General features: G+C 52.2%; 19 protein-coding genes, 1 tRNA gene and 1 pseudogene. 8 read left to right on the top strand and 13 right to left on the bottom strand.

The annotated features are described in order from the left end of the window. Positions 1-187: 187 nt before the first annotated feature. Entirely contained in the window at positions 188-1159 is a 972-nt protein-coding gene (locus GWA01_RS11290) for an SDR family oxidoreductase (RefSeq protein WP_146798065.1), read from the bottom strand. Then, positions 1156-1797: a DedA family protein gene (locus GWA01_RS11285; RefSeq protein ID WP_228118614.1), complete on the bottom strand. Its 642-nt coding sequence runs from the start codon at positions 1795-1797 to the stop codon at positions 1156-1158. The genes GWA01_RS11290 and GWA01_RS11285 overlap by 4 nt, the downstream gene beginning before the upstream one ends. A gap of 112 nt (positions 1798-1909) precedes the next feature. On the opposite strand from GWA01_RS11285, the gene GWA01_RS11280 reads away from it, so the two are divergent. After that, entirely contained in the window at positions 1910-3811 is a 1902-nt protein-coding gene (locus tag GWA01_RS11280) for an alpha/beta hydrolase family protein (RefSeq protein WP_146798063.1), read from the top strand. Positions 3812-3815: 4 nt separating this feature from the next. Here GWA01_RS11280 and GWA01_RS11275 read toward each other — a convergent pair whose 3' ends face one another. Both GWA01_RS11275 and GWA01_RS11270 read right to left on the bottom strand, forming a co-directional pair. Beyond that, positions 3816-5099 (bottom strand): MATE family efflux transporter, encoded by a 1284-nt coding sequence (locus GWA01_RS11275; protein ID WP_146798061.1) that lies wholly within the window; start codon positions 5097-5099, stop codon positions 3816-3818. Between the two features lie 29 nt (positions 5100-5128). After that, entirely contained in the window at positions 5129-5341 is a 213-nt protein-coding gene (locus GWA01_RS11270) for a hypothetical protein (RefSeq protein ID WP_146798059.1), read from the bottom strand. A gap of 66 nt (positions 5342-5407) precedes the next feature. Here GWA01_RS11270 and flgE point away from each other — a divergent pair, with 66 nt between their 5' ends. The 3 genes from flgE to GWA01_RS11255 are packed head-to-tail and all read left to right on the top strand — an operon-like array spanning position 5408 to position 9279. Next, positions 5408-6658 carry a flagellar hook protein FlgE gene (gene flgE, locus GWA01_RS11265; RefSeq protein ID WP_146798057.1) on the top strand — a complete coding sequence of 417 codons (1251 nt, stop codon included), beginning with the start codon at positions 5408-5410 and terminating at the stop codon, positions 6656-6658. A gap of 18 nt (positions 6659-6676) precedes the next feature. Then, positions 6677-8203, top strand: coding sequence for a flagellar hook-associated protein FlgK (gene flgK / locus GWA01_RS11260; protein ID WP_146798055.1), 1527 nt, complete (start codon positions 6677-6679; stop codon positions 8201-8203). A gap of 2 nt (positions 8204-8205) precedes the next feature. Continuing rightward, the gene (locus GWA01_RS11255) at positions 8206-9279 is read left to right on the top strand and encodes a flagellin (RefSeq protein WP_146798053.1); all 1074 of its coding nucleotides are present in this window, start codon (positions 8206-8208) and stop codon (positions 9277-9279) included. A gap of 37 nt (positions 9280-9316) precedes the next feature. Here the strand turns inward: GWA01_RS11255 and GWA01_RS11250 are convergent, their stop codons facing one another. Further along, positions 9317-9655, bottom strand: coding sequence for a metal-sensitive transcriptional regulator (locus GWA01_RS11250; RefSeq protein ID WP_146798051.1), 339 nt, complete (start codon positions 9653-9655; stop codon positions 9317-9319). A gap of 189 nt (positions 9656-9844) precedes the next feature. On the opposite strand from GWA01_RS11250, the gene htpG reads away from it, so the two are divergent. Both htpG and GWA01_RS11240 read left to right on the top strand, forming a co-directional pair. Then, positions 9845-11728 (top strand): molecular chaperone HtpG, encoded by a 1884-nt coding sequence (gene htpG, locus GWA01_RS11245; RefSeq protein ID WP_146798049.1) that lies wholly within the window; start codon positions 9845-9847, stop codon positions 11726-11728. Between the two features lie 389 nt (positions 11729-12117). Beyond that, positions 12118-12435, top strand: a pseudogene (locus tag GWA01_RS11240) (bifunctional heptose 7-phosphate kinase/heptose 1-phosphate adenyltransferase); the annotation flags it as partial. Positions 12436-12445: 10 nt separating this feature from the next. Here GWA01_RS11240 and GWA01_RS11235 read toward each other — a convergent pair. Next, entirely contained in the window at positions 12446-13315 is an 870-nt protein-coding gene (locus GWA01_RS11235) for a helix-turn-helix domain-containing protein (RefSeq protein ID WP_146798048.1), read from the bottom strand. 381 nt (positions 13316-13696) lie between these two features. Between GWA01_RS11235 and GWA01_RS11230 the strand changes: the two genes are divergently transcribed. Further along, positions 13697-15103: a glycosyltransferase family 2 protein gene (locus GWA01_RS11230; protein ID WP_146798046.1), complete on the top strand. Its 1407-nt coding sequence runs from the start codon at positions 13697-13699 to the stop codon at positions 15101-15103. A 24-nt stretch (positions 15104-15127) separates the two neighbouring features. Here GWA01_RS11230 and GWA01_RS11225 read toward each other — a convergent pair whose 3' ends face one another. The 4 genes from GWA01_RS11225 to GWA01_RS11210 form a co-directional block, all read right to left on the bottom strand. Next, complete coding sequence (locus tag GWA01_RS11225; RefSeq protein WP_146798044.1) at positions 15128-15634, bottom strand: DUF892 family protein; 507 nt, start codon at positions 15632-15634, stop codon at positions 15128-15130. A 188-nt stretch (positions 15635-15822) separates the two neighbouring features. Beyond that, positions 15823-18315 (bottom strand): TonB-dependent receptor, encoded by a 2493-nt coding sequence (locus GWA01_RS11220; protein ID WP_146798042.1) that lies wholly within the window; start codon positions 18313-18315, stop codon positions 15823-15825. A gap of 219 nt (positions 18316-18534) precedes the next feature. Continuing rightward, positions 18535-19308, bottom strand: coding sequence for a sulfotransferase family 2 domain-containing protein (locus GWA01_RS11215; RefSeq protein ID WP_146798040.1), 774 nt, complete (start codon positions 19306-19308; stop codon positions 18535-18537). A gap of 183 nt (positions 19309-19491) precedes the next feature. Further along, positions 19492-20463 (bottom strand): bile acid:sodium symporter family protein, encoded by a 972-nt coding sequence (locus GWA01_RS11210; protein ID WP_146798038.1) that lies wholly within the window; start codon positions 20461-20463, stop codon positions 19492-19494. Between the two features lie 112 nt (positions 20464-20575). Between GWA01_RS11210 and GWA01_RS11205 the strand changes: the two genes are divergently transcribed. Next, the gene (locus GWA01_RS11205) at positions 20576-22627 is read left to right on the top strand and encodes a glycoside hydrolase family 32 protein (protein ID WP_146798036.1); all 2052 of its coding nucleotides are present in this window, start codon (positions 20576-20578) and stop codon (positions 22625-22627) included. A gap of 28 nt (positions 22628-22655) precedes the next feature. Here the strand turns inward: GWA01_RS11205 and GWA01_RS11200 are convergent, their stop codons facing one another. The 3 genes from GWA01_RS11200 to GWA01_RS11190 form a co-directional block, all read right to left on the bottom strand. Continuing rightward, positions 22656-24140, bottom strand: a complete 1485-nt coding sequence (locus GWA01_RS11200; RefSeq protein WP_228118596.1) for a glucosyltransferase domain-containing protein — start codon at positions 24138-24140, stop codon at positions 22656-22658. 322 nt (positions 24141-24462) lie between these two features. Continuing rightward, positions 24463-24538 (bottom strand) — tRNA-Lys (locus tag GWA01_RS11195). A 123-nt stretch (positions 24539-24661) separates the two neighbouring features. Next, complete coding sequence (locus GWA01_RS11190) at positions 24662-25534, bottom strand: ParB/RepB/Spo0J family partition protein (protein WP_146798031.1); 873 nt, start codon at positions 25532-25534, stop codon at positions 24662-24664. Positions 25535-25537 lie beyond the last annotated feature (3 nt).

Raw genomic sequence — 25537 nt, 5'->3', positions numbered from 1 at the left:
TGCCCAAGGCATCTTCGTTGGTATTAAGGAGGAATGTTCCTTACCAATAAGTTAACGATGCCCGGGGCCGGTGGTGTTTTGTTAGCATGAGCTATGAAATTAGCCTGTAAATAAGTTCACATACAAAGCGTTAGCTCTCTTCGTTGCGGACAAATTTTTATTTGAGAAACTCATTTTTAGTTTCTGTTTAATAGAGGCCATATTTAACGCCAGTCATTTGCTCAGAAACAGCCCAGAGCCGTTCTGCCAGTTTCTCATCCTGAGATTTTTCTGGGAAAGCCGCTTTTCCGGGAGGTCCTTTGCGCTCTCTTGAATTTGTCGGCCCATAATACCCCCCGTCCGAGGCGTTCGGCGAAGCAAGGGCGTATAACAAGGGCCTGGCGCCTTCCTCGACACTCTGCCCCATAGCGTGGAAAACCGGACCAGCCACACTGCGAAGTGCTTTACGGATGGTGCGACCTGCTGCAGTGCCTCCCTGATCCAGGAAGGCATTATTGGAGACGATATCGCTCGCAGCCCAGCCGGGATGGGCTGCGCGGGAATGGATCGGCCAGGGCGCATGCTTCGCCCGGCGATTGAGTTCATTTGCGAAGAGAAGGTTGGAAAGCTTGCTCTGCCGATATCGCGGCATAGGACTATAGGAATGGCGGGCGTTCAGGTCTCCGAACGGCAAGTCGCCTTTGAGGGCTGCCAGGGAAGCCACAGTCATGATTGTGGCGTTTCCTGCTGCCAGAAGTGGAAGAAGGCGACCAGTCAGGGCGAAATGACCGAGATGGTTTGTCCCGAACTGAAGCTCGAAGCCATCTTTGGTTATCATGCGCTTTGCAGGGCCCATGATGCCGGCATTATTCGCAAGCATGTGAAGGGGCTGCCCCTTGTCTCGCAGGGATTGCGCAAAATCTGCGATTGAGGCCAAGGATGCAAGATCCAGCAGTTCAAATTGAGCTTTTGCACTCGGAACACGTTCGCTCAGGCGCAAAAGCGCTGCTCTGCCTTTGTCCCGGCTCCGGCCGCTCAGGATGATTGAAGCGCCTAGGGAAGCCAGACCACAGGCTGTCTCGAAGCCCAGGCCGCCCGTCGAGCCCGTGATAAGCGCCGTACGACTATCAAGGCGTTCCAAAGCATCCAGAGACCAGGGAGTTTCAGAGGCATGTATCATGATGGTTTCCCTTTGGCGTGTGGTCTGGACTGCCGTTCCTGCTCTTCCAGCCTTGCATGTTCCATGGCTTCTTCCGTCAGGCGTTTTTCGTTTTTCTTCAGGAAGAAGAATGCCCCTCCGAGGCAAAGTAATCCGAGAGCGCCCACGGTGATGCCGAGTGGACCAGAAATTTTCTCAATCTGTCGGCCGAGTTCATAGGTGACGAAAGCATAGCCCCCGGCCCAGACGATCCCACCCATCGCGTTGAAGAACAGGAACGAATGCCAGGGCATCCGGTTTGCTCCTGCCAGCAAAGCGACGAAAACACGAAGTACGGCAATAAAGCGCCCGGCGAATACGACGACCCCACCATGGCGTTTGAAAAGGTATCGCCCAAGGATCAGACGTTCTTCTGTCAGTCCGATCTTGCGTCCATATTTCTTGAGAACGCCGTAGCCAACCGTGTGACCGATGAGATACCCGAAATTATCGCCCATGATCGCACCGATCACCGCGGCGGTTGCAATCCAGCGAATTTCAAGGTGATGGGTGCTGCCGGCATAAAGCGACGCTGCGATGATAAGACTTTCCGCAGGCAGAGGCAGTCCCATGCTCTCCAGCATGACTGTTACACCGACCACGCCATAGCCGTATTGCATCAGCAGGTGGTCGAGGAAATGAGATAGATGGAACAGTGTCTTGGCCCTATGCGAAAAGTGGCAGAAACTGCCATCATCGAACGATATTAGGCCATCAGCCACGGGATGAGAAATGAACGATCGCGCCCATACTCTTTCAGCCGGAAACTGGCCCTCATGGGTTGCCCCCTCTCTCGTTGCGGGCAAGACAACATCCCTGTCCGAACTTCGAACCGCCGGGAACTGGATTTTCTGGTTGGAAAATCGTCCCGAGGAGAAAGGTCGCGGTGTCGTCGTTGGTAGGTCTCCAGATGGGATCATCCATGACCTGACCCCTGTTGAAACAGACGTTGGCTCCCGTGTCCATGAATACGGTGGAGGGGCCTGGGATGTGCGATTGAATGGAGAAACACCGTCCATCGCCTTCAGTGATCGTCGGAAGGGAGGGCTCTGGTATGTGGAGGATGGTCAGCTTGATTGCTGGTGCCCGGCGGGAAACATGCCCGAAAACCGCTACGCGGATATTACATTTGATCCTGTCGGGGCCTCGGTTTTTTGCGTGCAGGAGAGTCATTCCATAGGAAAGGCCGAAGCTGCAATCATTCATGTGAATTCTGCCGGACAGAAAACTGTCCTAGTGCACGGTGCAGATTTCTATGCTGCGCCTCGCCCGTCTCCCGATGGTCATTTTCTGACCTGGTTCAGCTGGGATGATCCAGAAATGCCCTGGACCGCCACTCGGTTGGACGTCGCTGTTCTGCAGAGGGCAACGATGGAGCTTGGTGTCCCTCATCAGCTTGGTGGGCAAACGCCTTGCAGCATCATCGAGCCGCGATGGGCAGATTCTGCTACATTGTACGCAACGTCTGATATTTCTGGGTGCTGGGCTCCCATCCGTTTTCAGTGGATCGGTGGAGAATGGACGGCTACCATGCTCCCTGATGCCAGGGCCGAAATTGGCCTTCCGCACTGGGTTTTCAGCCAGAGGACAATGACACCTCTGCCGGACGGATGCCTCTTGGCACTCGGAATACGTCATGGCCTCAATCATGTTCTGCGCTTTGATGGCCATATCTGGGAAGAGCTCTTACTCGGAGCGCCCGTTAACGTGCCAGAGCGTCTTGCAGATGGTCGTCTGGCCTGGATCGACGCTCCTTCTGAAGCTCCGCCGGCCATTGCTGTTGGATTGCCCGAGACAGGTTTTGAACGATTCAGGGAGAGTGTGATCCTACCGCCCGGAATAACGGGCGAGGACATCGCCGCGCCCCAACCACTGACGTTTCCTACGACCAATGGCGTGGAAGCCCATGCCCTTTTTTATCCACCATCCAGAAGCTCCAGTTCCCTGCGTCCAGACGAAAAGCCACCGCTTGTGGTCATGGCGCATGGTGGCCCTACCGGGCGTGCCAATCCCGGCTTTGCATTTAAGGTACAATGGTGGACGTCACGCGGTTTTGCTGTGCTGGACGTGAATTATCGTGGTTCTACGGGATTTGGTCGGGCTTATCGTGAAGCCCTTGATGGGGAGTGGGGTGTTGCGGATGTGGAGGATTGTCTTGCTGGCGTCCGCGCGGTTGTTGAACGCGACCTTGTCGATCCCTCACGTTGCGTCATTCGTGGAAGCAGTGCGGGTGGTCTGACCGTTCTGGCAGCTCTTGCTCAGTCAGACCTTTTTGCAGCAGGAACTTCTCTCTACGGCGTGACAGATCTGCGCGCCCTTGCTGCTGAAACCCATAAATTCGAGGCACGCTATCTGGACCGGCTGATTGGCCCTTACCCACAGGACGAAGCCGTGTATCTGGAACGTTCCCCTGTAACTCAGGCACAGAGCATCAGTGTTCCTGTGCTGTTCCTGCATGGCGGAGCAGATAACGTCGTTCCACTGGCTCAGGCACAGGCTATGTGCACAAAACTGGAACACTCAGAACTGCATGTTTATCCGGAAGAAGGTCATGGTTTCCGGACGAGCAGCTCGATTGAAGACTCTCTGACACGGGAACTGGCATTTTACAGGAAGGTTCTGGACCTCTCCTGAGCTTTCAGACCTTGAGGCGTCTAATGACAGAGAAAGCAGTGAGGACCGCTGCTGTCCCGAACACGACGACGCCCAGGGACTGCCCCACCAGCACACCGATAGGACCATAGTTCGAACCGATCCAAACGAACGGAATGGTTCCCAGTGTGGCACGCCCCCAGTTGAAACCCGTGGAGTAGAACGGGTGGCCAAGATTGTTGAATGCTGTGTTGGCCACGAATAGCAGCCCGACAAACATGTAGCTTGCCACCAGCCAACAGCAGAATAACCTGACGATCTCCACACCTGATCCATGCAGATTGAACAGATCCAGAATGACATTGTGGCCAACGGCAAGGATCAACCATGTCGTGACAACACACAGCGCGGTTAGCTGAAGAGCTGCGAGAAGGGTCTCTTTGACCCTGGGGATAAGCCCTGCTCCAAGATTTTGAGCCATGATCGGGCCGACAGATCCCGTCAGTGCAAAGACCAGCGCAAAGGCAACGGGTGCAATACGATCAATGGTTGCCTGCCCGGAGACGGCATCCAGACCAAAGCGGGACATCGCATGCGTCATGAACAGGGCGCCGACGGGCGTTGCCAGGTTGGTTGCAATGGCTGGCAGGGCGATGCCGCCTATGCGTCGTGCTGCAGGTAGAAACGCTTCCTTGCGCGGCCATTCGATCATGTCGTGTCCGCGCAGGTTCATGAAACCGCTGGCCATGATCATGCACCGGGAAAGGATTGTGCTGATCGCAGCTCCCTCAAGACCCAGATGAAGCCCGAAGATCATGATCGGGTCCAGAATGGCAGCAACAATCGCTCCGGTGAGTGTCACCCGCATCGCACGTTTTGCATCACCCACGGCGCGCAGCAGCGAAGAGAGTGCCATGCCCATGCATACGAGTGGGAGCGCGGGCGAAACAATATGCAGGAATGTTGCGGCGTGGTGGAGTGCAGGCCCGCGTGCGCCAAGTAAAGTCAGGAGCGGGGTTGCAAAAACAGCCGTTAGGATACCGAGCATCAGCGCGACGGCCGCCATGATGAGCAGAAATGCCGAGGCAAGGCTGCGCGCTTCATCATGTCTGCATGCCCCGATGAGACGGCCCGTGCATGCTCCAAGGCCGATCGTCATACCGATAGAGACTGAAATCTGAACGTAGCTGAGTGAGGTGGCAAACGCGATTGCCGCCGTCAACGCTGGGTCATGAAGATGGGAAATATAGCCAAAATTCAGGAGATCGACGGCAAAAACAGCCATCAGCCCCACGGCGCCAGTTCCCGCCATTGTAATGACGTGCCGCATGATGCTGCCATGGACAAATCGTGCCGGTCTTACGGGAGAATTGTCCGGAATCCGGGGCGGGTTAGCAGGGCAGGTGGCAGAAGGCTGAGATCGAGGCATGCATTCGCATTCTGCGCTTTTTTCCCCGGAAGAACCAGAGCCGTCTGTGGAACTGGTAATCCACCGTGAGATTTACTGGCTTTGATGTGATCAGAAAGCGCAGAATCCATAGCGGGCATAAGAACTTTATTAAGACTCTTCATGGAATGGTGCACTGACCACGATGCCCGGGGGCGCGTCCCGAGGCCAACCTGCTGGCGGAGTATGTCATGTCAATTATTGGATCGGTCCAGACGGCTGTAAGCGGCCTCAATGCGCAGTCTCACGCGTTTTCGGATCTCAGTAACAACATCGCCAACAGCCAGACCGTTGGGTACAAGGCCACGACAACAAGCTTTGCGGACTATGTAACGAATAACAGCCTGGTTCAGGATGGCCAGTCCATGAGCGACAGCGTGCTGGCAACCACCCGTCAGCATAACGATAATCAGGGTACAGTTACGGCGTCCACCAATACGCTGGCACTTGCAATCTCCGGGAACGGATTTTTCAATGTTCAGCAAGCCTCGGGTAATTCGACAGGAACAGCGCCCGTTTTCAATGGACAGCAATATTATACGCGAAACGGTGACTTTTCTCAGGACGCCAACGGTTATCTGAAAAATACCTCGAATTACTACCTTGAGGGGTATCAGACCGATTCATCCGGGAAGATGAGCACGACACTGGCGCCAATTCAGATTCAGAACGTTGCTTTCCGCCCTACGCAGACCACGACCATGACAGTCTCATCTGCAATTGGAAGCGTGGGTGGCACTGGCCAGACCAGCACAACCACCGCAACCGCCTATGACAGTCAGGGTGTGGCTCACGATGTCTCTTTGACATGGACCCAGACGGGCACGGATACCTGGACAGTCAGCAATACGGCAGACCCCACCAACAATACGACCGTCACATTCAACGATGACGGCTCACTGAAGCAGGTGGGTAATACTACGCAGGCTACAGGTGCAACTGCATCATTCGCGTTCCTTGGAACGCCGCAGAACATGACTGTGTCTCTGGGGACTATTGGAAGCACGTCTGGCGTAAGCCTTTCGAGCGGCACATCTTCTGGTGCAACGACGTCAACAATGACCACGGACAGCACAACGACGGGTACCTATAGTGGTATTGCGATCCAGTCCGATGGCTCGGTCATGGCGACTTTTGACAACGGCCTTTCACAACTCGTTGCCAAAATTCCGCTAACGACCTTTTCGAACCCAAATGGTCTCGCTGCTCAGGACGGTCAGGCCTACACGGCGACAGCCACTTCCGGCAGCCCGAGTGCCCCTACTGCAGTTAACACGAATGGCGCTGGAACGCTGGATGTCGGGTCTCTCGAGAGTTCAACAACAGACCTTACCAGCAACTTGACCCAGTTGATCGTTGATCAGCAGGCTTATGGGGCGAATACAAAGGTCGTCACGACAGCGAATCAAATGCTGCAGACAACCCTTGCGATGATCCAGTAAGACTGAGGGATAGAAAAAATGTCTCTTGGACTGAATAACGCACTTTCCATTGCGACCAGCGGCTTGAGTGCAACACAGCAGGCCATGGCCGTTGCGTCCCAGAATGTCGCGAATGCAGGAACGTCTGGGTATATTAAGGAAATTGCCAATGTTCAGTCCAATGTGGCTGGTGGCATAGGCTACGGGGTGTCTACGGTCGCCACGACACTGGCGACAAATGATCAGCTTCAGCGCGTTTTGTATGCACAGAATGCAGACGTGGCGAACTATCAGGCGACCAGTAATTCGCTTTCTGCAATTACAGCTTTGCAGGGTTCTACCAGTGCGGATTCAGGTTCAAGCGGAACGCTCTCTGATCTGCTGGGCAAAGTGCAATCCGATCTGCTTTCTCTCTCGTCAACGCCCACGAGCAGTTCAGCGCAAAGCAGTGTTGTGAGTGCAGCGCAAAGTCTCGTCCAAAGTGTGAATACGCTGGGCGAAACATATCAGAACCAGAGACAGTCTGCGCAGGACAGCATCGTGTCGACGGTTTCAGATATCAATACCAACCTTACGACGATCGGTACTCTGTCTACCCAGATCATGACGCTCAAAGCCTCCGGGCAGAGTACGGCTGATCTCGAAAACCAACGTTTCACGGCCCTGTCGTCTCTGTCTAGCGAGATCGGAGTGAACTGGCGCGTCAGCGGGAACGGCGACATGACGATCACCACTACGAACGGGACGACGCTGCCGACACATAACAGGACAAGCGCGGGGGAAGCCGTTTCTTCGACGTGGCCACTTACGACTTCGAGCGCCGAAGTAACCGTCGATAAAGCTTATCCAGGGACCACTACGGCCAACGCAATTCCCGGCATTATGCTCAATGGCCGTGACGTGACTTCCAGCCTTTCGGGTGGCTCTTTGGGGGCCAACATTACGCTGCGTGATACAACACTTCCGACCATGCAGGCACAGCTGGATGCATTTGCGTCCACGACAGCAAACCGTTTTCAAGCACAGGGCATGACGTTGTTTACCACGTCTACAGGTACACTTCCGGGCTCATCGAGCGGCACGCTCACGCCGGCTGGTACTTTAGGGTTTGCACAGGACATGCAGGTTTCGGCGACATACACCGCCGATCCGTCTCAGCTTGTTAATGGAAGTGCCGGTAGCACGACAACCGTCACGAACGTCTTGCAATATGCCTTTGGCTTGACGCTTGCTGACGGCACAGCACAGCCTTCTTCGGACAGCAGCAGTCTGGGACTCAACGGCAACCTCTCTACGGGCTATTCTGGAAATCAGACCATTCTGGATCTCGCGACAACGCTGACATCCAGTCAGGCAGCGACAGCCAATTCGGCTTCAAACAGCCTGACGCTGTCGCAGACGTCCCAGAGCAATATCTCCACCAGTTTCAATACCAGTTCTGGTGTCTCGGTGGACACGGAAATGGCTAATGTAGTGAGCCTTCAGAACGCATATGCCGCCAATGCCAAAGTCGTTTCGACGGTTCAGAGCATGTTCTCGGCTCTTCTCAATGCAGTAGGAAGCTGATCATGGCGGGTGTCGTCGCGACTTATGCGTATAATACAGCGTCCAGTCAGTTATTGCTGGGTGTTTCCAATCTGTCACAACTGAATGATAGCCAGAAAACAGCGACTGCAAGTGGTGTGAAATCCACGACATATGCTGGCCTTGGATCGTCCAGAAGTCAGGCAATATCCCTTCAGCCAGCCATTACTCAGATTGGGGCATGGACCGGAAATATTACGACTGCTCAGAACACGCTTAGCACAACCCAGACCGCAGTTCAGCAGATCTCGAGCATCGCCAATGATCTTAATGACACACTTGCGACGTTGCAGAGCAATGTATCGGCAGATGGTGTGGCAACGGCTGTTTCTGCAGCGAAGAACGCACTGAATAGTCTGGGCAGCCTGCTGAATACGAAGCAGGGCAGCACCTATGTGTTTTCCGGTCAGGACCTTCAGACGGCGCCGGTCAGCGATAATGGTAATTTGGTTAACAGCACGCTGGCGAGCAATATTCAGTCGATAGTTGCGTCCACGGGTAGCACAAGCGCACAGGACGTGCTTGCTAGCACACTTCAGGCGAGCGCTGACACGACCGCGGGTGATCCATTTTCTGCGTCCCTTTCCACTGATCCCGAGACTGCTTCCGGACAAAGTGTGAAAGCTATTGTTAGCCAAGGAGCTCCCGTTGCAATTGGTGTCGTGGCGACGCAGGGCGGAGCTGCCACAGATGTTTCCACGGGGTCACCGATCCGGGATCTGATGCGCAACCTTATGGTCGTTGCTTCTTTGGGAAGTGTATCCGCAGGGAGTGATTCTTTTAATGCGATTGTAAAAGGATTGCAGCAGACCAACACATCCGTTGTTACAGGCCTGTCGGATATGGCTGGACAGATGGGTGTTACTCAAAACTCATTGACCGTGCAGAGTTCAGCGCTGGGTCAAATGAATTCGATGCTGACGGATCAGCTCGGTAAGGCGAAAGATGTGGATCTGGCCCAGCTTTCTGTTCAGATGACAGATACGCAGAACCAGTTGGAGGCTTCGTATTCCATCATCTCAAAGATGAAGGGCATGACGCTCGCAAGTTACCTTTAAGACGCCCAGGGGGTAGGTTATGATTCGGATATAGAGATCAGCGGATCATTTTCCGGATGACGCCCAAAAGTTCTTCCATAGCTTCATCGCCTCCATTTTCAATTACAGCATTCCGGACGCACCCGTTTGCATGTGTTGAAAGAAGCTGGATAGCGACACCGTCGAGTGCAGATTTGATCGCAGAAATCTGTGTAAGAACGTCTACACAATAGCGATCATTCTCGATCATGTTGCGCACACCACCAAGCTGCCCCTCGATACGTCTGAGGCGATTGATGAGAGCTTTTTTTTGGGGTTGCTCTACCCGTCTGTCATCTGCCGTCTGATGGTAATGACAGGGATCTTGACCTTCCTGATCCGTATAATTTTCTCTCATCACCATCATCCTTTTTCAGTAAAAACCGTCATTTAAGAATGTCGCTCACCATCCGCCTGGGATTGAATGTGCAAAATGACGCATGCTCTGCGTGGCTCAGAATCTGCAAAGGCATATCTTGAGCCTGTTGAAAAAGCACGACCCTGCACGCATATTCTAGGCACTTTCCTTTACTGGACAATGTGAGACATGAGCGAAACAACACATACAGAAAATACGGCACCACAGGCTGAGCAGCATGAATTCAGCGCAGAGGTCGGGCGTCTTCTCGATCTCGTGGTCCATGCGCTGTATTCAGATCGTGAGATCTTTCTGCGCGAGCTGGTTGCAAATGCAGCAGATGCCACAGACAAGCGTCGTTTCGAAGCTCTGACGGATACTGCTCTGGCCCTTCCGGGTAATGCATCCATTCGTATCAATCCTGACAAAACGTCCAAGCTTTTGACCATCTCCGATGATGGAACAGGCATGACCCGTGAAGAGCTGACCCAGAATCTGGGCACTATTGCCCGCTCAGGGACGCGGGCTTTTGGTCAGAAACTGGATTCAGCAAAGCCTGAGGATCGCCCCAGCCTGATTGGTCAGTTTGGTGTCGGCTTCTATGCGGCATTCATGGTGGCTGACCGTGTCGATGTGACATCGCGCAAGGCTGGTTCTGATGATGCGTGGATGTGGTCTTCTGATGGAAAAGGGTCCTATACCCTTTCGCCAGCATCCCGATCTACGCCGGGCACCGATATCGTCATGCATATGAAGGACGATGCGGAAGAGTTTTTGGACACATGGCGGTTGCGCTCGATTGTGCGCAAATGGGCTGATCATATTTCGTGGCCCATCACTCTTCGTGAAACCAACGAAGATGGAACCAGCGAAGATAAGTCTGCGAATGAGGGTACGGCTCTATGGAGAAAGCCGAAATCCGAGATTACCCCTGAGCAGTATGCCGAATTTTATCGTCATGTCGCTCATGCTTTTGAAGAGCCATATGCAACCCTGCACTGGCACGCAGAAGGCACAACTGAATTTACAGCGCTCCTTTTTCTGCCGGGTGCGCGTCCGTTCGACTTCATGGAGCAATCTCGCGAGAGCAAGATTCACCTTCATGTCCGTCGGATGTTTATCACGGATGAAGCAGAACTGGTTCCAAACTGGATGCGCTTTGTTCAGGGCGTAGTCGATACGGAAGATCTTCCTCTAAATGTGTCGCGTGAGATGCTTCAGGCGACACCGGTTCTTTCCCGTATTCGTAAAGCTGTTACCAAGCGCGTGCTGAATGAAATCAAGACCCGCGCTAAGGACGCTGAGTCCGGTTTCGATGCATTCTGGGAGAATTTCGGCCCTGTCATCAAGGAAGGGCTATGGGAAGATGGTGAGCACCGTCAGGAAATTGCGGGTTTTGCGCGCTTCCATTCAACCCATGATGCTGCGCTGACAACACTGGACGACTATATTTCCCGTATGAAGGATGGTCAGGACGTCATTTATTATCTCACGGGTGATAATATGGATGCTCTGAAAGCTTCTGCTCAGCTGGAAGGCTTTACGGCGCGCGGCCTAGAAGTTCTGTTGCTGACGGATCCAGTGGATGGCTTCTGGCCGGAGCGGCTGAATTCATATCAGGATAAAACGTTCCGTTCTGTCAGCCAGTCCCATGGGGATCTGGAGAAATTTGAGGCCGCCAGTGCAGATACAGCCGAGCCAGCGGATCTCGATGCCCTGATTCCCGCTCTCAAGGATGCTCTTGGAGATCAGGTGAAGGATGTGCGCAGCACGGTCAGGCTGACGGGAAGCGCTGTTGTTATCACCTCCGAAGGTGGCCCAGACATGGCGATGCAGCGCCTCCTGCGTCGCTCTGGACAGGCAATGCCTGCGACGCCTCCTATTCTTGAGATCAACCCGCGTCATCCTTTGATCCGCTCTCTGTCAGAGCGCGTGGCCAAGGGAGAAAACATCGCCGACCACGCACGTGTTCTGCTTGATATTGCGCGTGTTCAGGAAGGAGAGGCTCTTCCTGATGCCAGTGGGTTCGCCAGGATTCTGGCAACATTGCTGGCCGGGAATGCCGCAGACTGATCACCCTGTTCTGCTAAGGGGGCGGTGGGGCATTGTCCTGCCGCCCCTTTTCTTTTGGCCGCCTTCTTGGGAAACTAAGCCAGAGAGGCTGCTTGGCTGCTGTGCAGAAATGAGGAAGAGACTGCAATGATCAAGGATTTTCAGTTTGGTCGTGTGGCGGTCATCGGTACCTTCTTCTGGATCGATACGTGTCCGGAGATGTCAGCAGGATCTCCCCTGAGGCGCCTATTCCTTGTGGGAGCTATTTCGCATAACTGGCAGGAGGCAGTGCTGGTGTATGGTCTTCCGGAGCAGAGGTTCTCGAAGGTTATGAACTCATATCAGAGCAATTTAGCGGTAAAGTGCTCCTGATTACCCACCCTGAAGATGGTATGACAACCTGAGAATAAGCCCCGAATACTGACCGCTCTGTGTCGCGTCTCAAAGGTCCTTCACGACCGATTCAGAATGAACAGGCCAGAGCGATCGTCATGGGGGCTTTAAGGCATGTAGATCTGGTTGTTCTCTTCGATGAAGAGACGCCGCTTCAGGTCATTCAGACGCTTTGCCCAGATGTGCTTGTTAAAGGCGCTGACTATCGTGAGGATGAAGTGGTAGGAGGCCGTTTCGTTAAGGAAAATGGGGGACGTGTGGCACTTGTTGAGCTGGTCAACAACCAGTCGACGTCCCGGATTGTGCAATCCATAAAACCCTCACAATCAGTGTGAGGGCTGGCTTTCAGCTGGCTTTTTGCCGTGCTTCCCGAGGGGACATATCAAATTTCTGCCTGAAACGTCGTGAGAGATGTGCTGCGTTTCGAAAACCATGGCGATATGCGATCACAGCGATTGCGTCTGTCGAACAGGCTGGGTTGATCAGGTCCGCATGTATGCGCTCAAGACGGCGATTTAAAATCCACCCGGCTACAGCTCCAGGCTCCCCATCAAAAAGAAGATAAAGAGCGCGAGCGGAAATACCGTAAGCCTGAGCGATTTTTTGAGGAGTGAGCGTTGGGTCTGCGAGGCGTTTTTCAATATATTCGCGAACGAGCTTCTGTCTGTGCCGACGGCGGCCTGCGACGCTGACTTCAAGATCAAGAGCTTCCAGCAGGGTCGTGATCAGAGTTTCCATCATATGACGGAGTAGTCGTTTGCGCGCCTGTTCTGACGAGTTTCTGAGCGATCCCTTTTCAAGCAGGTCACAAGCCGTGAAAAGAAATACCCCAGGGCCCTGATCGGTCGAAAAGGAAACAGGCGGGAGCCCTGCCAAAGCAGGCAGTTGGGTGAGCAAGCTTTCCTTGTTTACCTGTAATAGTAAGGTAGAGCTATCCAAGACGACTTTATGTGTTTGGTTTGCACCAGTGTCGTCCTGCTGATTGTCCATGAACAAGGTGGAGGTAGTATTCAAATGAAGGACACCATGCCTGGCATCCAGAATGATGGCAGCTTGTCCATGAGTGGCAATGTTCTGCGGATCTGGTCTGCCCGCCGTTAAATGGCCATTCATGAATGGCCGACTAATCTGTGGCTCAAGCTGCGCCTTGTTTGGCACAGCGAGCGTGGCCAGCGGCAGAATACGGTGACCGGAAGGTGGCGGTGAAGCAGTCATGACTGTTCAGAATTACGACCTGTAATAGAGCCAGAGGCCCAGAAACGAAAGATATTCAGACATGCCATCTCCTTGGCGCATTTCAAGGAGCGGCAGTAAGAAAAAACAATATGGCACGTTTCTTATCTCGTCACATAGAAATATTTTGATATGGGATATTATCTTTGTTTTAAAACATTTTATGGGCTTTAAAAATAAAATATTACTTTATTTTATTGATATCGATATGGTTTATCTATTCTGTAATAAAAAACAATTATCTTTAATCACTCAATATTAATTCACGGTTTCTTATAATTTTCTTTCAAAGAAATTTTTTAACTTTAAATATTGATCATAAATACTTGACGTCAAGGAGTGGCTCAACGTACTCTGTAAAACATGGAAAATTGGACTGATTACGGCTTTGCGCCTCTGGACGTGATTTCTCAAGGCGGCGCTCGTCCTGCCCCCAAGCACCAGTTTAGTCTGGTGACGACGGCCCGTTGGGAAACACCATATATCGTCGAGTGGATTTCATACCATCTCTCCATTGGCTTTGACCATATTTATATTTATTGTAATGATGATAATCCAGAAGAAATGTTTGAGGCAGTTTTCCCGTTTACAGTAGGGAATACTCCTAAAGTAACTTTTCGCCATTATGGAGTCACTGGAGCACAATTCCAGATGTTTTTTCATTTTCTGAGACACTATTCTACAGAAAGCGAATGGATAATGTTTCTGGATGTTGATGAATTTATTTGTTTGAAAAATATAAATAATATTGGAGAATTTATAGAAAAATATACAGATATTGATGCTCTATACTTTAACTGGTCTTTTTTTGGGAATAACGATCATAAAATTAGACCTAAAGGGTCAGTATTGAAAAACTATACGCGCCGTGAAGATGGAGCAACACCGTTTACTAAAATTCTCGTTAGAAGTACTGAGATACCATATAGAAAGGTCTTTCTCCATCCTTCAGAAGCAATTCATCATAACCTTCTTGGGTTGGCACCAGATCTGAAAGCTGTAAACGTTTTAGGGGATTCCCTAAAAGGATATTATGATAATTTTCCACATCAGGCTTGGAGTTACCTGAAAGAAGACGACCGAAATAAGAAGATTATTGATATTGCTTTTATTGCACATTATAATATTAAGTCAGAACAGGATTTTGATATAAGATCCCGCAGAAGTATCTCTGGAAATTACGTTGAGCAAAGCCGTTGGGGCGGTATGTCACGTAGTGAGCGCGATAGATTTCTTGCAGCGACAAATGCAGTATTTGATCCATATTTGAAAAATTATTGGTCAGAAATTTCAAATCCGGCTTCGTGCTGTGTTTTTCCCTTACCTGAATGGCCGCTAATTTCTGAGGGATGCCTTGCCACGCAGTCATCAGTTCTAGGTGATATGCCGGTTGAAGAAAACGCGGAAGGTCCGCTTTCCGGGCAAATTCCTAATTTTCCCGCGCATCACACAGCATGTGAAGATAATCCTTGGTGGCGTGTTGACTTGGGGAAAGTCGCTCGAATTCATGAGATACGCCTTTTTAACAGGCTTGATGACGCTATCGAGCGCAGTGCCAATTTGGAAATATCTGTATCTGATGATGATAACAGTTGGGTTATTATTCACCGTAAAGATGACAATATTTCATATGGAGGTGCAGATGGTTCTCCTTACATCTGGAGAAACGAAGAAGGCGTACCTGCGCGTTTTGTAAAAATTACACTACTTGGTCAGCAGATATATCTTCATTTCTGTCAGGTGCAGGTATTCGGTATAGCGTCCTGGTAACAGCAGCTTTGGAGATTACGTACTTTAATTCTGGCAGGTGAGGTAGCGCTTGACGATTGCGCCCATATTTCGTTCGAGCCACCTTGCGGAGCTATATTCTTCTTCCCGCATTGAACTCAATGTCTTCAGATCGGCTTCAAAGCCAAGATGTGCAGCTAAGGCAATTAAGGCATCAAAAGACGCAATCTGGTGTGCTTTGTATCCAGCCGCAGCCATCGCGTTGGTTAGAACGTCGTTTGTTTCTCCTCCATGCAGCAGGCTTGAGACATTATCGATGACGCTGGAGACAGTTTCGAGAGAGAAGGGGGCCGCAATCCCTCGTTGAGCTACAAGATTTTCGATTTGCTCAAGATGAGATCTAGCCATGGAAAGATCGAAATTCATTCTGGAATGAAGTTCTGGATAATTGATAGCTCGCGGAAGCTCGATCAGCATTGTATCCACCGCTTTGGAGACGATGGAGAGGTGCTCTTCAAGTCTGGTTTGATAGACCTCAAGTGGCGATTTTTTCGCTGATTTAATGCGGCTCACCGTTTTTCCTCTACCTGACTTAGGCAAGATACATGCCCATATCACGGAAGTAAGCGCAAGGCTTTTGCCTTGATGGTTTCAATTGGAGAACGCTTGAGTTTGAGTGAGGATCTCGTGCGCTTCAGGCACAAAAAAAACCGCGCCGGAATATCCGACGCGGCCTTTATTGAACCTTACAGAGCGAAGGCTTAGAAACCTGCGCTAACTGTTGCCATCGCCGCGAAAGGTGCGCCGATAGAGTAGGTTGGGATTGCAGCTTTAACTGTCTTGCCATTGAGGCCGACCGTCGGAAGTGCGTTGGTCTGCACGCTCTTCACGAAGCCCAGATAGCCCTTGTTTGTCAGGTTGCTGAGGTTCAGCTTGATGTTCGGGCTCTGCAGGAAGCCAACGTTGTGGAAGCGGTAACCGATATTCAGGTTCATGCGGACATAACCCGGGATGGACTGGTCGTTCATGAAGGTGGAATACTGGCGAGCAATGTATTTCAGGTTGTAGCCACCGAAGAGGCTGCCGTCGTCATAGTCCAGGTTGAAGCCTACCTGATACTTGGGTGTTTCAGGTGCGAATTTTCCTTTGGTGGGCAGGTACGCAGCGCTGCTACCACTGCCGCCAAGCAGGTTGCTTCCAAGGCGCGCATCAACATACTCGAACGAAGCATAGGGGCGGATGTGGTAGAAAATGGGGCGCGTACCAATTTCTGCATCCACACCGTTCGTGGTCTGCCCACCAGCATTGATATTCGTGGTGAAGTAGTTGTTGCAGGCCGCATCCTGACATTGCGTCTGAGAGATTAGGCGGTTGGTGAAGTCATAATGGAAATACGTAACGGAACCCATGATGGTGGAGCCCGTGTAACGATATCCAGCTTCTTCCGAAATCGAAATTTCAGGGCTTTGATTGGTGTTGGCGTGGGTTGAGTAGCCCGAACCGGCATAATACGCGCCTGAGTCATACAGCGAGTAGTTTGTCGGCATGCGGAAGTTGGTTGCGCCAGAGACGAAGACCTGGTTTTCCGGGTTGATCTGATAGCGGATCGAAGCAGTTGGCAGTGGCTCGTAGTAGGTCTGGCTGATGTTACGGCCGGTGGAGGTGTCTGGCAGCATGTTCGTGCCGCTGCGACTTACGATCGAATATTTCAGGCCTGCGTCAATTGTCAGCTTGTTGTGCAGCAGGGACATGCTGTCACCGATGAACATCGTATGGACGCGGGTCTGGGTGAGAGTACTGCGGTACTGATAGGTCTGGCCGTTTGCCAACACGACTTCCGGTGAGGAGCCCCAGACATTCCATGGGTTTCCGTCGGCGCCGACGCCTGTGTAAGGACCCTGCTGTTTCTGCTTTGAATATTCGAACCAGTAACCAACCATCAGGCGGTTAAACCCTGTGGTCAGTGTAAGCTTTGTGACTGCACCTGGACGATATGTGGTTGTGATAGACGGGTTATACAGCATTTGTGTGCCGCCCCGGCCGTTCAGGGTGCCGGTCGTCTTGGTCGCACCGTAGGAGAGGTTTTCTAAATTGGTGTTGTATGCACCGCCACCACTGCCGTCACCGTACCAGAAATATGGCGTTTCAGTCAGCGTTAGGTTGTCGGTGAGTGTGAAGTGCGAAGGCGCACTGGCATAGATATTGGTGAATGGGTTCTGGTGCAGCTTGTAGTAAGATGCGCCTTTGTCAGAGCCGTTTGGATTATAGGTCGAGTTCCAAACCGTGTTCTGTACGGACACGCCATTTACGGTCTTGGGGGCAACATAGCCGTTCACGCCGCGGCCATATGTTTCCCAGGACTGCTTGTTCACGCTGTTTGAAAGATAGTTGTAAAGCCGGTTGCCAACGATGGCGAGGGAGACGCGGTTGTTCTGGCCCCAATCGTTTACGAACTTGGCTTCGGCATGAAGCTTGCTGTTTGTGTAATCGGTGTTTTTAACACCTTCCGTAACGTAGGAACCAGAAAAATAGGCGCGCAGATTTGTGTGGCCAATTCTTCCCGTGTCCAGTCGCAGGAAGCCGCGTGTGTAATCGTATGAACCGTAGCTGACGTCGAATGCGCCGCCTTTCTTCATTTTCGGGTCGATCATGTACATGTCGACTACGCCGCCCGTTGCACTGAGATGCGGGCTGTCGAGATCTGCAGAACCCTGTGCGAGAGAAATCGTCTTCAGGTTTTCTGAATCAACGATTTCCTGCGAATATACAGCAAAGTTGCCGATATCGTTGATTGGAAAGCCTTCAAGTGTGAAGCCCATCTGGGTTTGATCCAGACCGCGAACACTCATGTTGCTGCCGGTGAGGCCTGCCGGATCAGATGAGGACACGTTGGCACCCGGAAGTAGTGCAATCAACTGCATCGGATCCTGGCCCGGAGCCTGCTTCTCGATGAAGTCACGCGAGACAGCGGAAACGGATTTCGCGCTATCCTGCTTTTCCATAAGACCACCGCCAACGGCAGTGCGTGTTACGCCATCGAAATAGCGACGGTGGCCGTTGACCGAAACGTGCTCTTCTTTCTGGTCGGTAGGAGCTGTGTTGCCCATCATGGAAGGTGCGTCGATCTTCTTCGGAGCGACAGCGTGATGCTTGGGGGTTGCAGCCTGCTTGGTTGCGCCCGGTGTGGCAGCAAGTGCAGGTGTAACCCCTAGAGCGATCAACGCTGAGGTCGAGAGGAGGCGGGCTAGGCGCATCGTGTTTGAGATCTTTCTCGGCCAAAATTGAAGGTAACCGAGGGGGAGAAAAATCACGACTGCAGATCGTGTTCAATCAAGATCAGACTGACATATTATGATACGGGAGGGTTATGGCTTTTGCGCCACAAAACCCCCGGATTTCGCTCAGAAAACTGCGGAATAGCGATTTTTTATGACATTTTCAGGTCAGAAAATATATTTCTCAATGATACAAATTCATATTTGGAACAGGTGCTGGGCCAATTTTTTATCCTGGGCATAAATGTTCAGGATTCTGGCTGCCTGTTTTTCCGTGGCTTGGACGCTATTTTTGTTCTCGTTGAGATGTGAAATCGGGTGATTCTGCAAGGCAGGGACGTGTTGCTGAAGGTGGGATAGCATATCCATGCTGAAAAGCTGGTCTACGATGAGGTTATTATTACGATCGCAGACATACCAGCTCTGTGGGCGGAACACGTGATCCAGATCATAGGGTGAACGTGTATTTTCGACGTGGGTTATTGCATCGTCCAGACACGAGAATGCCGAATAGGTGTCGCGGACGGACGGGTGAATGCTCACCCGGGATGTCCCGCCGCGACGGGCGAATGCATATGCGGAGACAAAACGCTCCACAGGATGACGCCAGATAGCGAAGCTTGGCACACTCCGGAATAGCTCAGGAGCGACATGACGATAATAGCGCGCGCTCTCATGCATCATGATTCCTCCATACAGCTGGTTACAAATAGATGTCCCAGCATTTTTCGGAACGTGCACAAACAGAACGCCTGCCTGGCGGATACGCTCAATGCGTTGAGCGCGCTTGCCGCCAGCAGGGAGCCTCAACTTCAGGTCAGCGGCGCGTTCGTGGATGTCATTGAACTGTTTGACCTTGAAAACTGACTGGATAGCTCTGCGACCAGCGCTTTCAGTCTCAGGGAGTGGGGCAGGGGGGGCATTTGGGAACAGAGCGCGCGCATTGGGCGTTGTCCTGCTGTAAATGCTCATGATCCGACCGTCTTTCCCACTGTTCCTCAGGAAATACTGGAAAGATATGGCTCTCAGGTCAAAAAAACATATGTAACGGATCGTCACAAATGTGACTTGAATGAGTATTTGTATACCTTTCCTGTCTGTATATTTTTATTATTTGAAGATCGGACCTGAAAATGGCGTAAAATTTTCTGGTGATTACAGGTGTGAGCGTTTCGCATAGTGTCTGGCAAGCAGAGTGCATGTGAAAAGCTGTATCTGATGATAGATCATGAGGGGCAGTACAATAATGCCGACGGATGTAGCCGGAAAAATAACGCTGGCCATGGGAATTCCTGAAGCCAGCGATTTTTTGGAGCCGCAGAACTGAAGGGAAATATCACTTTCGGTTGGCTGCCCAATGAGACGGCCCATCGCATATGTCATCGCCAGTACAAGGCCGAGGATGGCGCTGTCCAGCAGTGCTACATCCAGTAGGTGCAGGGCGGGAACGCGGTGCCAGATACCTTCGACCACGGCTGAACTGAAAGCTGTGTATACGACCAGCACGATGGACCCACGATCTGTGAATGAGATCAGAACCTTGTGCTTGCGTACGATCGGGCCAATCCAGGTCTGGAGTGCCTGACCCAAAGCAAAGGGCAGCAGCAGCTCTTTTCCAACATCCAGCACGGATTCCAGAGGGGAGTGCCCGGCGCCCACATGACCGAGCACCATACCAGTCAGAAGGGGCGTCAGAACGATACCGGCGATATTCGATACGGTTGCAGCGCAGATGGACGCAGGGACGTTGCCGCGGGCAATGGATGTCAGGGCAATTGAGGACTGTACGGTTGAAGGAAGGCAGCAGAGAAACAGGATCCCGGACCACAGTTCCTCACCAATCAGCGCGCCAGGAATGAGCGTACGGAACAGGGCATGAAGCCCCAGCCCAAGAAGAGGAAAGAGGGCGAATGTCGAGAGCAGGACACTGCCTTGCAGGCGCCAGTCCTTCACGCTGTCGATGATCGCATGACGTTCCAGTTTCGCGCCCTGAAAGAAGAACATCAAGGTGATGAGAGTGGTCGTCAGGCCTTCAAGCAGGTGTCGCATCTGCCCTGTGCAGGGCAGGAAAGAGGCCATTGCGATGGCACAGATCAGGGAAAGCAAAAAAGGATCGACGCGTTTCATGCGATATGTATGTTCGCAGACGCAAGGATCTGGCAACGGCTGCCAGTCTTTGTAACGCCATAAAATGTCTGCGGCGGTTACGAAGAGGGTCAGGTGTGTATATCCTGCCATCATGACGGATCGTGAAGACAGGCTCTCCCTTGGTCGCCGCAGGGCCCTGACCTCCCTTCTTGCTGCGGGTACGTTTGTGGGCACTGCCCGCACAGCAAGGGCCGATGTTGCACCCGGGGCTCCCTCCGGTCCTGCGTCGAACGAGAAGCGTAACCAGCCGAATAATTCGCATGCCGAGCCTGCCAATCAGCCTGGCGCGAATATGCGACCTGTCATCAAAACGCAGAGCGATTATTTCTATCGCCCAAGCATCCATTTCTCTCCCGTTGCGGGATTCATGAACGACCCGAACGGTCTGATTTTCGATGGGCAGTATTTTCATCTGTATTATCAGTATGATCCCACCGCGCCTTATGCCGGTCGTGTGCATTGGGGGCACGCTATCAGCACAGACCTTTATAGCTGGCAGGATCAGCCGATCGCCATTGATCAGACGGCAGCGGGAGAGGCGTATAGTGGATGTGTGGTGATGGACCGCGAGAACGTCTCCGGGCTGTTCCCGCAACGTCCCAGCACAGCTGCGGCGGCAGTACGATCCGGGGAAACATCTCTTCCTTCCGCAGATGTGCCTGCAGTATCGTCTGCGCCCAGTGCCACCCAGGCCGCTGTTGACGCGCTCTCCCCGATGTTACGTTTGGATGCACCCGACGCTCCTCCAAAAGATCAGGCGCCGGGCCCCACCTCCATGCAGAGTACGGGACAGCCTGTAAACCGCTCCCCGCTAGCGCCACCGAGCCCTGATTCCTTGCCGGTATTGGGTGAGCCGAATTCGTCAGCTTTGGAAAAAGTAGATATTCAGGCGTCTGAGAGTGTCCCTCCAGCGCCCGTTAAACCTGCTGCGCCGCCAATCCCTGGTGGGCTGGTAGCCATATATACACGCGCTACCCCGCAAAAGCAGACACAGTATATTGCCTGGAGCCCTGATGGTGGCCAGCATTTTATGGATTACGCCCATAACCCCATTTTGGATATCGGTCGAAATTCCTTCCGTGACCCAAAAGTGTTCTGGCATGAGCAGAGTCAGAAATGGGTCATGGTTGTGGTCAAGGCCCGTGAACACAAAGTGGCGTTTTATGGCTCGATCGATCTTATGCACTGGATGCATCTGAGTGATTTCGGGCCGGCCGGCTTGTTTGGCGTGGATTATGAGTGTCCGAACCTGATCGAACTCAAAGTCGAGGATCGTACTAACGGGACGCGATGGGTTTTGTTTGTATCGGTGAACCCTGGTGGACCCCAGGGCGGCAGCATAACCCAGTATTTTGTTGGCGATTTTGATGGTGAGCGCTTTCAGCCCGAAGACACCGTTATTGGTCTGACGGACTTCGCAAAAGACAGCTATGCCATGCAGGTCTATAATGACATGCCCAATGGTGCAGCGACTTATTTCGCGTGGTTCGGAAACTGGCAGTACTGCGAAGAAGTCCCCAACAGGAGCTGGCGCGGTCTGATGACTGTGCCGCGTGATATCAGCCTGAGGCATGACGAGGCAGGGTGGTTGAGGCTGGTTCAGCGCCCCAGAGGTTTGGAGGCTTTGCGGGGGCCGGAAATTCCGTTTCCGGTTGGACGTATTGCGGCGCAAAGCGGTGCTCAGGTTGCCATTCCACCTGCGACAGCCATCGAATTTTCGCTGACTGTAACGGTTGACGAACGTCCAAACGCGCAGCCAGACGGCGTGCAGGGTCGGGCGGGACGATTTATCGTGGCGTTTTCCAACAGTCAGGGCGAGACGCTGACAATCGGGTTTGATGCTTTTTCCAGCCAGCTTTGGTTGGATCGGGGCGACCTAAATGGTTTTTCCCAACCTTTCTTTACGGAGCGGTTCTCAACGCCGCTTACGGCAGACAACCGTCGTTTCTCTCTGCGCATTGTGCTGGACGCCTGCGCACTGGAAATCTTTGCCAATGACGGGATGTCCGTAGGAACAGCACTCGTATTCCCGGCCAACCCACTTGATACCTTAAGCCTGCAGGCTACGAACGCGGGCGCTACAGTACAGAATGTGAAGCTCTATCCGTTGCGCAAGACGATGAACCGCCAGACAGCGATGTGAGGTTCATGCAGAGGAGGGGAGGGGCCCCTCAACTTCCCTGCAATGTCAGGCAATAGATGCGGCCGGTGCGATAAAGCGTGAAGTCCGGCGTGTTCCGCACGATATTGGTATTTTGAAGAAGTTTCCGAGCCGTATTCCATTCTGCGGATGAATGTTCTCGGCTGTCGGCGCCGTTTTTGCGGAGCATGACATATCCAAAAATATCATTGTCATGCAGGCCCTGCCGGGGAAGGAGCTTTGCAAGTATCGGGAAAATGGTAATCGCATTGCGGACAACAGGAGCCTCGCGCTCGTTTCCATAAATGAACAGGTCATCACCGGTTTTGAAGCCTGCATCGTTCAGAATTTCCGTAAGATGCGTAATTCCAGCGTTCTCAAAACGGCTCTTTTCAGCCAACGCATTTCCATAGCTGTAGGAAATGACGAAAAAATAGAGCATTGGCAGGAACGCAACGAGGCGAATCTTGTGATCTTTCATGAAAATGAAAGGTAGGTTCGCGAAGATGACGCAGGCGGAAAAGGCGGTGAAAGTCCGCGGCTCGTAAACTGGATTTTGTAAGAGCAGCATGATCCCTGCCAGCAAAAGAAGCAGGATCACTGGAGACAGGGCAGCTAACAGTCCGGCGGCTATGGATAGGGATGTCTTCTGCCGAATACAGGCCAGACCCTTTCTGACGGCATAAACACTCCCCAAGGCATAAAAAGCGCAGAGCAGGGGCTTGGCGCCTGCATGTAAAAGACTGTTCAGCAGAGCTGTGCCGCCGCTAATACTGTCCATCAGGCTGCTCAGAGAAAGTGTTTGCATATCTCTCATGACCGCGTGGCCACCTTCATAGCTTCCGTGCACGAAGTGCTTCGCAACAATGAAGTGGTAGGCGATGCCTGCAATGATGAACGCACAGGCCTCCAGACTGAGTGTACGCCAGGCTGTGCGAAGATCGTTGCGAGCACAGTCTGCTACAAAGACCACCACGCAGAGCGCCAGGAACGTGTTTAGGCAAGGTTGGTAGAAACACAGAACACTGAACAGAAAAAATACGCCTAGAGCGAGTTTTCGAAGCAGCGCGCCATCCCATAAAAGACTTGCGGCCATGACGGCACAGCTCTGGCCAAGGAGCATGGGTAAAGCATCGAATTTATAGGAGAGGTTTTCGAGAAAGAAAGGTTGGACTGCCAGAGGAAGCCCGCATAGATAAAGCGAGACCGGATCTGGAGCTTCTAGGCGGGTTATGCGTCTGGTCAGGAAAAGTGCTGAATATGACAGTGCCAATAGGCCAAGTATCTGCCCAAGTGGCGAAATATCGGAAACATTTCTGATATTCAGGTCGAGCAGGTTCATTAGAACTGTTGAGAAAATTCTTCCGCTATGGCTCCAAGCATATCCATATAAAGCTCGCGCATTGTCATCCATGTAATAAGAGTTTGCCAAAAATAACGGAAATGAAAAAATGATACTAATGGCAAAAACATAAATCCAAGGATGATGTGATTTATATTTTTCTGTTGAGATCATTTTTTCACTCATTATGGCGAGGAAGCTGAATATTTATTGGCTTGATATCAGCAATTCATTTTTTTGATAAGGCTTCGAGAAGGCTCGAAACGTCGAATATCGGGGGCGATATTTCATGATTGGAGCGCAGTATCAGATACCGGATATGTTTTTAAGTTCCGGCTGTAATGGCTCGATCGCATCAGGTGTCGCCTGTCGCAACACAATCAATTTTCATATGTCGAAAATTCTCGTAGATACAGCATTTTGCTCAAGTGAATGAGCAGGCTTATCAGGAATTTCAACGTTCATAAAATCAGGGAAAAAGACCGGAAGCGGGGTATGGTGGGCACACAAGGGCTCGAACCTTGGACCCGCTGATTAAGAGTCAGCTGCTCTACCAACTGAGCTATGTGCCCATAACCCGGCTTCCGGTGGAGCGCCTTTTAGCAATGGGTTGCCGACGCTGGCAAGGGGTATTTTCAAATCCGGACGATATTTTTCTCAGGAAAATGAAAATACCCAGTATTATCAATGTATTATTATGATTTTAGAAGGCGCAGGATGCTCTCGAACTGTTCCAGAGAGCGGTAGTCGATCTTCAGTGAGCCCCCTTTTCCATCGAAAGAGATCTGAATTTTTAACCCCAGACGGGTTGCAAGATCGCGCTCCAGCTGTGCGATTTCCGGGTCCTGCTTGCGTGTTGCTGGAAGAATTTTCTTTTCCTTTCCAGCTGCAAGGGCTTCCGTCTGGCGGACGTTCAATCCCTTTTCCAGAACGATTTTTGCACCCGCAACCGGATCAGGATAGGCAAGCAACGCACGGGCATGGCCTGCGCTCAGTTCACCTTTACGGACATGCTGACGCACCTCTGCGGGCAGATTGAGGAGCCGCATCGTGTTGGTGATGTGGGGGCGGGACTTGCCGACTGCGCCTGCAAGCTCTTCCTGTGTCAGTGTGTAGTCCGTGACAAGGCGTTGAAGCCCTTCGGCCTCTTCGATCGGGTTGAGGTCTGCGCGCTGGAGGTTTTCGACCAGTGCAGCTGCCATTGCGTCAGTATCATCAAGCGCACGGACGTGAACGGGCACGCTATGCAGGCCCGCAAGCTGAGACGCACGCCAACGGCGCTCACCTGCAATGATCTGATAACGCTCGGGATTTTGTGGATCTGGCCGTACCAGAATGGGTTGCAGCACGCCGCGTGAACGAATGGAATCGGCGAGTTCTGCCAGACGTTCGGGGTCCATGTCCTGACGTGGTTGGAACGGACTGGGCTCCATGACGTCGATGGAGAGAGTTGCAGGTTGTGGCACCTGACCTGTCCCGCGTGTGGTGCGCGCGAGATGCGTCGCCTGATCTCCAAGCAGGGCGGCGAGGCCGCGGCCCAGACGCGGAGAAATGTCCTTCTTGGCCATTGC

Origin of the sequence: Gluconobacter wancherniae NBRC 103581 (assembly GCF_007988885.1) — a bacterium.
Taxonomy (GTDB): Bacteria; Pseudomonadota; Alphaproteobacteria; order Acetobacterales; family Acetobacteraceae; genus Gluconobacter; species Gluconobacter wancherniae.
Note: the sequence above shows the minus strand (reverse complement) of the source record. Positions and strands in the feature narration are given on the sequence as shown.